A 13256-nucleotide genomic window follows, 5' to 3' on the forward strand; every position below is an offset into this window, starting at 1 on the left:
TGAGGGCGGCCATGAATCTTCTCAGCCGATCAGAAGAAAACTTGCAAGTCATCTCTGTTCTCGACAACCGGATCGACGCCGCAGTGGCCATCGAGTTCAAAGATGCCATGCGCGCATCCACCGACGGGGGCTGCGAAACTGTGGTGCTAGACCTCAGTCAGGTCCAGTTTATCGATTCCAGTGGGCTTGGTGCGATTGTCGCGTCGATGAAGCACATGGGGGCATCGCGAAAACTGGCGCTGGCTGGTCTCACTCCGACAGTAGAGAAAGTGTTTAGATTGACCCGAATGGACAGCGTTTTTTGCGTCTTCAGGACGCTCAACGAGGCGTTGGGCAAATTGAAAGCCTGATTTGTCGTTCCATTTGAAAGACCGCGCCATGTCCCTCATATCGCAAATGCCTGCCTTTAAAATCTCGGTCCAAAGTGGCGAGTTGGCAGTACGCGAGGCACTTGCCAAGTTGCAGGACAACTTAACTCCTCTGTCGCTCGACGTTGAAGAGTCTGGCACTGTCGAACTGGTCATGGCCGAGGCGTTGAATAACGTTGTCGAACACGCCTATCCCCGCGGTGACCCCTGTGGCCCAATCTACATTACCTGCGCTCATGCGCGGGACGGGCTTCACTTGACTGTGGTCGATTCAGGTCGTGCCATGCCGGATGGGCACACGCCTCTAGGCGTCGCAGTTGAAACGGATGTGGCATTCGATGATATACCCGAAGGCGGCTTTGGCTGGTTCTTGATCCAAGACCTCGCCAAGGACGTCAGCTATGTCCGCGTTTCACGTCAAAATCGCTTGTGCCTGCGTTTGGCCGTTGCCATCTCTTGAGCGGCCGGGGAGTCTGAGTGCGCTCCCGATCTCCGTCTGCCCAAAACCTCGCCAAACATTCTGGCGCTCTGTTTTGCCAATTTCAGCCTGTGGATGGCACTGGGCGAACCAAAACCCCCGACATTCCAAGAAAGCGCCGCTCAGCGACCACATTACTGCCTTGATTCCCCGACATACCGTGACTTGTAGCTGCATATGGCTTCCCTCGGTGTCGCGTTTAATTGCCCCCACCCAGTGCGCGGCACCGAGGAACTATTGCCCCCAAAACAATCGAGTGGACAAAGCGGGTAACGCAGATACGTTACGCTTCAGTTTGAACACCACAGGGGCCAGCCAACATGCGAGACTTTCATCAACCGGGCCGTTCGCCTGTTCTGGCCACTTCTGGAATGTGCGCAACTTCTCATCCACTGGCGGCTCAAGTTGCTGTGGAAACGCTGAAGGCTGGTGGCAACGCCATGGACGCGGCCATCGCTGGTGCCGTGTTGCTTGGAATTTGCGAACCACAGATGACCGGGATCGGAGGCGACTGCTTTGTCCTCTGGTCAGATGCGAGCGGCAAAATCAACGCGCTCAACGGGTCGGGACGCGCTCCGTCTGCATTGGACGCTGCTGATCTAAGGGCCGAGGGCCATTCCGTGGTCCCACCACAAAGCGCGCATGCCGTCACCATCCCCGGCGCAATCGACGCCTTTTGCACCCTCTCTGAACGGGTCGGCACTCTTGGCCTTGACCGCCTCCTGGCCCCCGCGATCCACTATGCAGAACAGGGCATACCCGTGTCGCAGCGCGTCGCCTTTGACTGGGCAAGCGATTCAAGCGTTTTGCAGGGTGTGGCCCGCGACAAGTTTATGATTGACGGAAAGGCACCGTCCACCGGACAGATATTTGCCGCACCCGGTCAGGCCGCCGTTTTGCGCAAGATCGCGAGCCAGGGACGCGATGCGTTCTACACGGGTGAGATCGCAGAAGACATGGTCAGCGCGCTGAACGCAGCCGGTGGCAAGCACAGCCTCGCAGATTTCGCGACCACCGCCTGCACCGACACGACCCCAATCAGCAGCACATACAAAGGTATCGAGCTGTTCGAGCATCCGCCGAACGGCCACGGCGCGACGGCCAACCTGATCCTGAATATGTTCAAGCACTTTGACGTGGCCAACATGGACCCCTTCGGCACTGAACGGACCCATATCGAGGCAGAAGTGACCAAACTGGCCTATGACACGCGCAACCGGTTGATTGGCGATGCGGATTACACCACGCGTCTGGATCACATGCTGGCACCTGAAACAGCCGCCGCACTGGCCGCGCTTGTTAATCCAAACCGCGCCATGGACGACCCCACTGCCTTGTCCGAACAGGTTCACAAAGACACGATCTATATCACCGTTGTGGACCGCGACGGCATGGCCGTGTCGCTGATCTATTCGATCTTTCACGGGTTCGGGTCGGGCATTGCCACCGACAAATACGGAATCCTGCTGCACAACCGCGGCGCAGGCTTCACTGTGGAAGAAGGCCACCCCAACGAACTGAAGGGCGGCAAGCGACCCATGCATACGATCATTCCGGGCATGTTGGCCAAAGACGGCAAACCCTTCATGCCTTTTGGCGTCATGGGCGGCGCCTATCAGGCGACGGGCCATTCCCGGTTCGTGACCAACATCGTTGATTTCGGCATGGACGCGCAGACGTCAATCGATGCGCCACGTGCCTTCAGCGACAATGGCGATATGAAACTCGAACGTGGTTATTCCGATACGGTCCGCGCCGAACTGGCCGATATGGGACACAAGGTGGTTGTTCCAGACACGCCAATTGGCGGGGCGCAGGCCATCGAAATTCACGACAGCGGCGTGCTGGAAGGCGCCAGCGATCCTCGCAAAGACGGGTGTGCATTGGGGTATTAAGTCAGGCGGACGGCACGTCCGCCCGGCATTAGTTCAGCTGAAAGTGCAGCGGGTAGGTCCCGTCTTGAAACGGGCCAAACAGATCAGGGATGTCCGGGTGATCTACCGGCTCGCCGGAATAATCCGCAACAAGGTTCTGCTCGGACACGTAGGCCACGTAGTAGCTTTGGTCATTTTCCGCCAGCAAGTGGTAAAACGGCTGCGCCTTTTTGGGGCGGCTGTCTTCGGGGATCGCCTCGTACCACTCGTCCGTATTGGAAAACTCAGGATCCACGTCAAACACCACGCCTCGGAAGGGGTGTTTTTTGTGGCGGACGACTTGGCCCAAGTGATATTTTGCGCGCGTTCTGAGCATAGCGTTGCGCCCCCTATCTTGCGTGATTACACGGTGCAAGGGACATTTGTCCAACAATTGAGCACATTATTGCTGGAAACAGTCTGTGAACCTGACAGTAACAGTCCTTCAGATCGTCGCCCCTGTATTTTTACTGGCCAGTATCGGCTTTGTCTGGGTCAAGATCGGGCTGGAGTACCGCATTCAGTTTGTAACGCAGTTGGCAATGACACTGTCTTTGCCCTGCCTGATCTTCGTTTCTCTGATGCAGACCCGAATCGCGCCCGAGGCGTTGACCGCCCTGTCGCTGGCTTCGGTCATGGCTTATGCCCTCATCTCTCTGGCGTTTTTGGCACTGGTCAACTTGCTGCGTCTTGAAGGGCGCACCTATACCGCACCCCTTATTTTCGGAAACACCGGCAATCTGGGCCTGCCGCTGGCGCTGTTTGCGTTTGGGGATGAGGGTCTGAGCTATGCCATCATCGTTTTCGCAATCATGGCGCTGTGGTCCTACACTTATGGTATATGGCTGGTTGCCGGTTCCGGTTCGCTGGGCCGGGTCCTGCGCGAACCTTTGGTCTGGGCCACTATACTGGGCGCTCTGCTCATGTGGCAGGGATGGGAAACGCCCGGCTTTGTGACCAATACGCTGGAACTGATCGGACAGATGGCAATCCCGATGATGCTGATCACGCTTGGCGTCGCGGTGGCCCGTTTGTCGGCAAAGGGTATGTTGCGTGCGATCGGCTTGTCCTTTGTCAAACTGTCGCTCTGTGTGGCCGTCGCATGGGGTGTTGGCTCAGTCTTCGAATTGGATCGGGTTGCATTCGGCGTGCTTGTTTTGCAGGTGGCCACACCTGTTGCGGTGACTTCATATTTAATTGCTGAAAAGTACGGAGCCGATGCGCCCTCTGTCGCGGGCCTTGTCGTGGCCTCGACCCTGATGTCGGTCGCCGCCCTGCCCTTGATCCTCGCCTTTGTGCTTTAGCGACGCCTGCTAACAATTCGTGATTTCCACGTCCGGTGTTTTTCGCTATACTGCCTGCAAAATAAAAAACAAAAGCGAGTGAGGCAGATGAGCAGACTCTTTCGCGCATTGGCATTGGTTCTTTTGGCTGCCAGCTGTGGTGGCGGGTCGGGCACGGCCCCCCGTCAGCTGGACAACGCCTGTTCGATCCTTGCCGAGCGTCCCGGATACCTGAAGGCGTTCCGCGCAACTGAGCGGAAATACGGCGTCCCTGTGCACGTGCAGATGGCGACGATCTATCAGGAAAGCAAATTCATTTCCGATGCGCGCACCCCGTATCGGTATGCGGCTGGTGTGATCCCACTTGGCCGTCAATCCAGCGCCTTTGGATACTCTCAGGCTCTGGATGGCACGTGGGAAGAATACCTTGATGAAACGGGGCACCGCGTCGCCCGTCGCGATCGCATTCGCGATGCCACCGATTTCATGGGATGGTATATGCAGGAAACCCAAGAGCGCCTTGGCGTTCCCGTTTCGGACGCGCGCAACCAGTATCTGGCCTATCACGAAGGCCGCAGTGGTTACCGCCGTGGTAGCTACAATTCCAAACCATGGCTGGTGCGCGTGGCCGGAGAAGTCGACAAGCGTGCGGACATGTATGCCCTGCAGTTGCAGTCCTGTTAAGAGCAGTGAGCCTAGTTCCGATCGGGGCGCGGCTCACTGAAAAGGCGGTTTGACAGGGACCCACCGGTCTTCAGTTCGCCCAGTACAACGGTGGTTTTGCCACCACCGTTGTCGTTGACCACCCATTGCCGCAGTTGCACAGGGTTGCCTGTGAACTTCATCTGGATGCTGCCATATTCAGGATTTTTAGGATCTTGCGCCGTCACAACCGTCGCTGTGCCGTCAAAGTTGTGACCCACAACCATGTTTGCAGCACTCAGGTTCACATTGCGGGCAAGGATCAGCGACAAGGGCGTGCGCCGCAAGGGGTAGGTTTCGGGTGGCTGGTTGGATTTCGAGTCCACGATATAAACTGCGTTTGCAGAGGCAACGACCAATGCCGTATCGGGTGCGTTGTATTCAAACCGCATTCTGCCTGGCCGTTTGATGTAGAGTTTGCCGGTACTGATCGACCCATCGTCGTTGATCTGTGTGAACGACCCTTCGGCGGTTTTCAGGTCATTGAGATAGGCTGAAAGTGCATTCAGCGATAGCTTGTCGGCCAAGGCCGCTTGTCCTGCCAACAGGGCCAGTACGATTGCGGCGATACGTGTTATCCGGATCATAGGGTGTCTGCGTCCTTGGGGTCATGTGTCTTGAGTCTGATATAGAGCGCACCACCTTGATATGCGATAGCGCGGCCCAAAAGCTGGCAAATCACTGCCCACAGGGGCCGCACATCTGCGGCACTCATTTCCAAGCTCTGAAATAGCCAGACCTAATCAGGCGATGCACAAACTGTGCTCGGCCGGTACATCGCAAGGTGCAAATCACCCGTGCTCAGGCACCAGAATCTCGCGTTTTCCGACGTGGTTGGCACTGCTTACCACACCCTCGTCTTCCATCTGCTCAACCAGCCTTGCCGCCTTGTTGTAGCCGATGGCCAACTTGCGTTGGATGTACGAGGTCGAACACTTGCGGTCCTTGATCACGATGGCGACAGCAGTGTCATAAAGAGCGTCTTCACCGTCCGTATTGCCGCCAAGGCCCAGCACCTGATCGATGCTGCTTTCCTTGTCTTCGTCCGGCCCATCAAGCACGCCGCTGACATAGTCAGGTACACCAAATGCCTTAAGGTGGGTCACGACTTCTTCGACCTCTTCATCCGACACAAACGGGCCGTGGCAACGGGTGATCTTCGCCCCGCCCGCCATATAAAGCATGTCGCCCATGCCCAGCAGTTGTTCGGCGCCCATTTCACCAAGGATCGTCCGGCTGTCGATTTTCGACGTCACCTGAAACGAGATCCGCGTGGGGAAGTTGGCCTTGATCGTACCGGTAATAACGTCAACCGACGGGCGCTGTGTCGCCATGATCAGGTGGATACCCGACGCCCGGGCCATCTGAGCCAGCCGCTGAATGCAAGCCTCGATCTCTTTGCCGGCAACCATCATCAGGTCGGCCATCTCGTCGACGATCACAACGATATAAGGCAGGGCCTCGGGCGCGAACTCTTCCGTCTCAAAGATGGGCTCGCCGGTATCGTCATCAAATCCGGTCTGAACTGTGCGGCTGAACATCTCGTTCTTGGCCAGCGCTTCGCGCACCCGGCCATTGTATCCTTCGATGTTGCGCACGCCCATCTTGGACATCTTGCGATAACGTTCTTCCATCTCGCCCACGGTCCATTTCAGGGCCACGACCGCCTTTTTCGGATCTGTCACAACGGGGGACAGAAGGTGCGGAATGCCATCATAGACAGACAGTTCCAGCATTTTGGGGTCAATCATGATCAACCGGCATTCTTCAGGCGTAAGCTTGTAGAGCAGGCTGAGGATCATAGTGTTGATCGCCACCGATTTACCCGAACCCGTTGTCCCCGCGATCAGCAGGTGAGGCATCTTGGCAAGGTTGGCGACCATTGAATCGCCACCAATGTCTTTGCCCAGTGCCAGCGGCAAACGCATGTTGCTGTCGCCAAAGTCGCGCGACGACAAAATTTCGCGTAAGACCACCTTTTCGCGGTTTTCGTTGGGCAGTTCGATACCGATGACAGAGCGTCCGGGCACTGTGCTGACCCGCGCAGACAGTGCCGCCATGGAACGGGCAATGTCATCTGCCAGCCCGATCACGCGCGAGGCTTTGAGGCCCGGCGCAGGTTCAAGTTCGTACATCGTCACCACAGGGCCGGGGCGCACGCTGACGATCTCGCCCTTAACGCCATAGTCGTCCAGCACGTTTTCCAGCATCCGCGCATTTTCTTCCAAAGCCTCGTCGCTCAGGTGGTGGCGCTGCACATCTGTCGGGGTTTCCAACAGGTTGAGCGGGGGCAACTCAAAGCCGGGATGGGTGTCTTCGAATGCAAGCTTCGGCTGCGCCTCTGCTTGGGCGCGCGCACTGGGTTGCACAGGCTTGCGGGCGGGTTGCTGCACCACTTTACGCGGCTCGGCCACCGGGATTGCAGGCGCGGCAACAGGCTCGGGCGCAGCCGGTTCAATCAGGTCATCCTCAAATTCCTGCGCGCTCAGCGGTGGTTCGGCCCGGCGTGCCACAAGATCGGCAGTGAGGGGCGGTTCAGGTGGTAGAGGTGCGTGTGGAGCGCCATGAACCAGCAGTGGATCGGGGCCACGTCCACGACCTTTCGTCAGAGGCGCAGTTGGGTGTGCCTGCCCGGCCGGAGCAGCGCGCACCCGTGACTTGATCACATCTGCAATTTTACTTCTAACCCGCGCATCTACAGGGCTATCGTCCACTTCGACATCAGAATAGGTGTCGACCAATTCCATTTCCGGCAGCGTCTGCGGCTCTGGATCGGCGCGTTTGATCAGGGCGGGCATGCGGGCCAGCAGCCCCGGTTTGGGCGGTTCCATCTCAAGGCTTTCGTCATATGCTGGCTCGGGCACCGGGGCGATCGGCACCGCATAGGCTTCAGCCTCTTGCGCTGCGATCTCACGTTGAGTGCGCCGGTCTGCGGACCGCTCCTGCATCGTGCGCGCAGCCTGCACGGCCCCACTTGCGCCACGACCCAACACAGTCATCAGCGCCGCATAGACCATCACCAAACCGACCAGCAGGAATCGCGCAATGCGCGACAATTCTGCCCGTGTGAACCCAAGAACAAAGGCCCCGAACACCACAATTCCAACACCCATGGCAAAGGACATCAGCTTGACCGTAAAGGTGGACCCGATGGGCAAAGCCGTCAGCAAAAACGCCATAACCGTATCGCCAAACAGCCCACCAAGGCCAAAGCCATGCGTCGCGCTCCACTCCGAACCCGGCTGCAATGTGGCGGCATAAATCGACCCGAAGGCGATGGCTATGGGGGCAAAGATCAACCGCCCCAAGGCGCGTTCACGGCCCAAGTGCAGCGCAAACCGCACGCCCCAGACCATCAGCACAATGGCAATCCCAAAGATGCCCCAACCTGCGATCATCACCATGGGTGCTGCCAGCGAAGCGCCCGTGCGCCCCATCCAGTTCTGCACAGGCGCGTCCGTCGATGCCATCCAGTTCGGATCATGCGGCGTGTAACTCAGCATCATGGCTGCGACCATTGCACCGGCGATCACCAAAGCGATGCCGATCAGCTCGCGACTGCGTTTTTCAATCGCTGCCTGCACATCTTGATCAAAAAGTGGGTCACGCCGTGTTTGGTATGCCATGCCTTGTCCTTCGTTAATTCAATCGGCGTAGAGCGTGTCGCGGATGGCCATCAGCCCCCGCTCCGTCTCTGCCTTTGGGGCGACCAGAGCCACCCGAATGTATCCATGCCCGGGGTTCACCCCGTCTATTTCGCGCGCAAGGTAGGCGCCGGGCAGCACCCGCACACCAGTCGCCAGCCATAAGTTCAGTGCAGCGGCCTCTCCATCCCGAACCGGCAGCCACAGGAAAAATCCAGCCTCTGGGGCGGCGTAACCCGGCACATTGCCAAGAATGCGGTCGGCCAGATCGTATTTCTCATGATACTGCGCACGGTTGTCGATCACATGTTCCTCATCCGCCCAGACCGCGGCTGCCGCGTGCTGCAACGGGGTTGGCAGCGGTGTGCCCGCATAGGTACGCAACTGGCGCACTTCGCGCATTGTGTCAGGTCCGCCAACGATGAACCCTGACCGCAGCCCCGGCAGGTTCGAACGTTTTGACAGCGAATGAAACGCCACAACCCGCTCTGGGTTCGCATCACCAATGCATTCCAAAACGCCAACGGGCGGAACGTCACGATAGATCTCCGAATAACACTCGTCCGCAAAGACCTGGAAATCATATTGTTCGGCCAAGGCGATCAGATCACGCCAATACCCAGCATCCGCAACCGCCCCTTGGGGGTTTGCAGGTGAACACATATAGCACGCGACCGCACGGTTCAGTATGGCCGGGTCAACACTGGCAAAGTCAGGCAAATGATCGGTTTCAGCCGTCGCAGGCACCAATACCGGATCAGCACCGGCAGAAATCGCCGCCAGCATATAGACCTGATAAAACGGGTTGGGCATCAAAACGACGGGGCGCTGCCCCTTCTTCTGCTCCGGGCACAGTGCCATCGCAGCATTATAAAGCCCCTCGCGCGTCCCATTAAGCGGCATCACGTGCACATCCGGGTCTTTTTCGACCCCATAACGACGCCCAAGCCAATCACAAAAGGCACGACGCAACTCGGGAATGCCTTCATTGGGGGGATAGTTGTTAAACCCGGCGGCATGCGCCGCAATGACATCCGTAATCCACGCAGGAAAGGCATGCTTGGGCTCGCCGATGGTCATATGCACCACTTCGCCGCCCGCTGGATGGATGTCCAACAGGGCGCGCAAACGCGGAAATGCATAGGCCGGAAGGTTCGAAAACCGCTCGGGAAACTTCATCAAACTGCCTCAGGTTCGGGATCGTTATCGCCCCGTTTCTCCCAAGATAGCCCAAGCAAGACTCCCACGTCCAGAAAAACCGAGCCAAAACGTAAGCGGCGTGGCAATTCCGCCAACCAACGGCTTCTTTTGACAAAAAATACCATGGGGGAGTCCGAAGGACGGGGGTGAAACCCCCTAAAACATGGCGTCGCGCAAAGCGCGCTCGTCAGATCAACGCCGCTTCTGCTGCCATACCCATCCGCAACAAGGCCGTATCGCGATCACGCGCACCAAAAATCATGAGGCCGCAACTGGGCACACCCGTGGGCAACGTCAGCGCACAAATCCCAAGCAGGTTGCCAATGCGGGTGTTGCGCAGCGCCAGCAGGTTCTCTGTCTTGTAATACACTCCATCCGCATTCAAACGCTTGAGATTGGGTGGCAGGATCGGGGCGGTCGGCGCAAGCACACCATCATAGGCAACCGTGGCAGCATCCCAAGCAGCGCGCGCTGCGTCCAGTTGCGCCCAGGCTGCACTGTAATCCGGTGCGCTGAACTCCTTGCCAAGGCGGAACCGCTCAAGGATTTCCGCATACATCGCCTCTGGCTGTGCCTCGATCACGTCGCGCCAAAGGCCATAAACCTCGCCCGGCAACAAAGGCCCCGCAAGGGCCAGCGCGTCCGCAACTGCGGGCACCTCCAGCGGCTCGACAATGGCGCCTGCTGCTTCCAGCCTTGCAATCGCGGTTTCATAGGCCGCCAATGGGGCATCGCGGGTGTCTTCCAGCACAGATGTTTGCAAAGCCGCAAAGCGGCGACCCTTCAGCGACGCACCCCGTAAATCAGGCACGGGCACCCCTTGCATCAAAGCGATCAGAACAGCCGCATCTTCGACTGTCCGGGTCAGCGGACCCACTGTATCGAACTTGAGGCTGAGCGGCACACAGCCTTCCAGTGACAACTGTCCATGTGTGGTCTTCATCCCCACCAGATCGTTCCACGCCGCCGGAATCCGCACTGATCCGCCGGTGTCAGACCCAATGGCTGCGGGCGCGAGGCCAAAGGCCACCGACGCCGCCGCCCCCGATGACGAGCCCCCTGACACAGCCGACGCGTCATTCACGCAGGGCGGTGTTTGCGTGGACGGGTTGTAGCCAAGGCCAGAAAAAGCCAGCTCGCTCATATGGGTCTTGCCCAAACAGACCAACCCAGCAGACGTCGTATTTTGCAGCACTACGGCGTCCGCCTCCGGCACCCGACCCGCCAGCAGTTTTGATCCGGCTTCCGTCCCGTCTCCGGCAGTGTCGAACAGGTCTTTCCAACTGATCGGGACGCCATCAAGCACAGACAGCCGCTGCCCTGATTTTGCGCGCTGCGATGCGGCCCGTGCTTCGGCCATCGCGCGATCCTTGGTCAGACGGGCATAGATTTTGTCTTTGAGATCGTGACCCTCGATACGGTCAAAGAATGCGTGAGCCAGATTGACAGGATCAACGTCACCCGCGCCGATCGCGCGCCCCAGATCGCATGCACTTTTGCTCAACCAGTCCTGCATATGTCTTCTCCGCTGCTCTTTGCGGTGACGGTAGCGACGTCGGGGCGCATGGACAATCCCACCCTCACGGCCATATTGCGAGGCATGAGCACTGACATCCTCATCGTTGGCGGCGGCCTGTCGGGTCCGATCCTTGCCCTAGCGCTGGCACAGACGGGTCAACGGGTAACCGTGATCGACGCCTTGGAAAAAGAAACCCGCACCGCGGCCGACTTTGACGGGCGCAGCTATGCGGTGGCTCTCACCTCACAACGGCTGCTGGATGGCATCGGCATTTGGGACACGATTGCGGATCATAGCCAGCCCATCCTCGAGATCAAAGTTTCGGATGGCCGCGCGGGCGAAGGGCCCTCACCCTTTTTCATGCACTTTGATCATGCCGAGATTGAAGAAGGTCCAATGGGCCATATGGTGCAGGACCGCCACCTGCGCCGCGCGCTGATCGAAGCCATGGAAAAGACTGAAGGTATCACGCATCTGGCAGGTGAGACGGTGACCGATCAAGCGGTGACACCGGGAGGCGTTACGCTGACCCTGTCTTCTGGCAAAACCCTGACCGGGTCGCTTGTGGTTGGTGCCGACGGGCGCAGCAGCGGCACGGCGGTGCGCTCTGGGATCAAGCGGACAGGCTGGGAATATGGGCAGACCGCCCTCGTTTGCGCCATTGCCCATGAAAAACCGCACCATGGCATTGCGCACCAATTCTTTATGCCCGCCGGCCCACTGGCGATCCTGCCCCTGCCCGGCAATGTCAGTTCCATCGTATGGAGCGAGCGGGCCGAGACGGCGGCCGCCTTCAATGCCATGCCTGACGCGGAATACCTCACCATGCTTCGCCCCCGCTTTGGCGACTTTCTGGGCGAGATCAGTTTGACAGGTAAACGCTTCACCTACCCTCTGTCCCTGTCGCTGGCGTCGCGATTGGTGGCACCGCGCACTGCATTGGTCGGGGATGCGGCCCACGGCGTGCACCCGATTGCGGGTCAGGGATTGAACGCAGGTATGCGAGATATCGCCGCTTTGGCAGAAGTGATCACGGATGCCATACGGCGCGGCGAAGATGCTGGCAGCGAAGCGGTGCTGGCCCGCTACGAGGAATGGCGCCGCTTTGACAACACGGCGTTGGCACTGGCCACGGACAGCTTCAACCGATTGTTTTCGAACGATAATGCCTTGCTACGCGGCCTGCGCGATCTGGGCATGGGTGTCGTGAACAAGATGCCGGGCCTAAGACGCGGCTTTATCCGCGAAGCCGCCGGGCTGACGGGCAACTTGCCACGGCTGATGCGCGGCGCTCCGCTCTGAGGGCGGCCTCAGTCGATCTTGCGCGCCTCATCCACCAGCATAACCGGGATCCCGTTTCGGATCGGATAGGCAAGGCCCGCGTTGTCCGACACCAGTTCCTGCGCCTCCGCGTCATAGCGCAACGTGGCGTGGGTCTGTGGGCAAATGAGCGCCTCAAGCATCTTGCGATCTGCATCCGTGCTCATTGCAACATATCTCCTTCGCCGCCACGCAAATCAAACTCGATCAGTGTCACCAACGTCTCGCGCCGCGTGCTCAACGATGGCGCCTCAAGCAGCGCCTGTTTATCCTCGGGATCGAGATCCAGCATCATCGACAGAGAGTTGATCAGCAACTCATCATCCGCGTCCTTCAGCGTTTCCCAATCTGCCGAGAGCGAGCGCGCCTCAAAATACCGGCCCAACAGGTCAAGGAACCCATCCCGATCAAAAACGGCGTCTTCTTCGGTCTTGCCCTGATCGCGTTCAAACCCGTCCCAGATCACGTCACAACGCCGATATGGGGTGAACCCATCAACTTCCTTCATCACGCGAAAGCGTGAAATACCGCTGAGCGTAATCAGATAGCGGTTGTCTTCGGTTTCTGAAAACTGGGTGATCCGGCCCGCACAACCAATTGTGTGAAGCCCCGTGCCCCCGCGTCCGGCGACCTCGTTTGGTTGCACCATCCCGACCAGACGGCCTTCTGTTTTGAGCACATCATCGAGCATCTGCAGATAACGCGGTTCAAAAATATGGAGCGGCAACCGGGATCGCGGCAACAGCAACGCCCCCGGCAATGGAAATACCGGAATCGTATCGGGGAGGTCAGTCACTTTTATCATGTTCTGCCAGCTAGCCCGACAACG

Annotated in this window: 13 protein-coding genes; 6 read left to right on the top strand and 7 right to left on the bottom strand. The window is 58.6% G+C overall.

The genetic code is table 11. The annotated features are described in order from the left end of the window. Positions 1–11: 11 nt before the first annotated feature. The 3 genes from DHN60_RS14755 (at position 12) to DHN60_RS14765 (ending at position 2741) form a co-directional block, all read left to right on the top strand. On the top strand, positions 12–350 hold the full coding sequence (locus DHN60_RS14755) for an STAS domain-containing protein (RefSeq protein WP_108838200.1): 339 nt from the start codon (positions 12–14) through the stop codon (positions 348–350). A 28-nt stretch (positions 351–378) separates the two neighbouring features. Next, entirely contained in the window at positions 379–828 is a 450-nt protein-coding gene (locus DHN60_RS14760) for an ATP-binding protein (RefSeq protein WP_108838098.1), read from the top strand. A gap of 338 nt (positions 829–1166) precedes the next feature. After that, on the top strand, positions 1167–2741 hold the full coding sequence (locus DHN60_RS14765) for a gamma-glutamyltransferase family protein (RefSeq protein ID WP_108838099.1): 1575 nt from the start codon (positions 1167–1169) through the stop codon (positions 2739–2741). Between the two features lie 28 nt (positions 2742–2769). On the opposite strand, the gene hspQ is transcribed toward DHN60_RS14765, so the two are convergent. Further along, positions 2770–3096 (bottom strand): heat shock protein HspQ, encoded by a 327-nt coding sequence (gene hspQ, locus DHN60_RS14770; RefSeq protein ID WP_108838100.1) that lies wholly within the window; start codon positions 3094–3096, stop codon positions 2770–2772. An 85-nt stretch (positions 3097–3181) separates the two neighbouring features. Here hspQ and DHN60_RS14775 point away from each other — a divergent pair, with 85 nt between their 5' ends. Continuing rightward, a complete protein-coding gene (locus DHN60_RS14775; RefSeq protein ID WP_108838101.1) occupies positions 3182–4063 on the top strand; it encodes an AEC family transporter in 882 nt (293 codons plus the stop codon). 87 nt (positions 4064–4150) lie between these two features. Next, the gene (locus DHN60_RS14780) at positions 4151–4726 is read left to right on the top strand and encodes a lytic transglycosylase (protein WP_108838102.1); all 576 of its coding nucleotides are present in this window, start codon (positions 4151–4153) and stop codon (positions 4724–4726) included. Between the two features lie 11 nt (positions 4727–4737). On the opposite strand, the gene DHN60_RS14785 is transcribed toward DHN60_RS14780, so the two are convergent. The 4 genes from DHN60_RS14785 to DHN60_RS14800 form a co-directional block, all read right to left on the bottom strand. Then, entirely contained in the window at positions 4738–5322 is a 585-nt protein-coding gene (locus tag DHN60_RS14785; protein WP_108838201.1) for an outer membrane lipoprotein carrier protein LolA, read from the bottom strand. 213 nt (positions 5323–5535) lie between these two features. Then, the gene (locus DHN60_RS14790) at positions 5536–8370 is read right to left on the bottom strand and encodes a DNA translocase FtsK (protein WP_108838103.1); all 2835 of its coding nucleotides are present in this window, start codon (positions 8368–8370) and stop codon (positions 5536–5538) included. 18 nt (positions 8371–8388) lie between these two features. Further along, a complete protein-coding gene (locus DHN60_RS14795) occupies positions 8389–9567 on the bottom strand; it encodes an aminotransferase class I/II-fold pyridoxal phosphate-dependent enzyme (protein WP_108838104.1) in 1179 nt (392 codons plus the stop codon). Positions 9568–9775: 208 nt separating this feature from the next. Beyond that, entirely contained in the window at positions 9776–11104 is a 1329-nt protein-coding gene (locus tag DHN60_RS14800) for an amidase (RefSeq protein ID WP_108838105.1), read from the bottom strand. 48 nt (positions 11105–11152) lie between these two features. Between DHN60_RS14800 and DHN60_RS14805 the strand changes: the two genes are divergently transcribed. Further along, a complete protein-coding gene (locus DHN60_RS14805; RefSeq protein WP_108838202.1) occupies positions 11153–12409 on the top strand; it encodes an FAD-dependent monooxygenase in 1257 nt (418 codons plus the stop codon). Positions 12410–12417: 8 nt separating this feature from the next. Here DHN60_RS14805 and DHN60_RS14810 read toward each other — a convergent pair whose 3' ends face one another. After that, positions 12418–12594 (bottom strand): Trm112 family protein, encoded by a 177-nt coding sequence (locus tag DHN60_RS14810; protein WP_108838106.1) that lies wholly within the window; start codon positions 12592–12594, stop codon positions 12418–12420. Next, positions 12591–13232, bottom strand: a complete 642-nt coding sequence (locus DHN60_RS14815) for an LON peptidase substrate-binding domain-containing protein (protein ID WP_108838107.1) — start codon at positions 13230–13232, stop codon at positions 12591–12593. Before DHN60_RS14815 ends, DHN60_RS14810 begins: the two co-directional genes overlap by 4 nt. Positions 13233–13256: the final 24 nt, after the last annotated feature.

Origin of the sequence: Tateyamaria sp. Alg231-49 (assembly GCF_900143535.1) — a bacterium.
Classification (GTDB): Bacteria; Pseudomonadota; Alphaproteobacteria; order Rhodobacterales; family Rhodobacteraceae; genus Tateyamaria.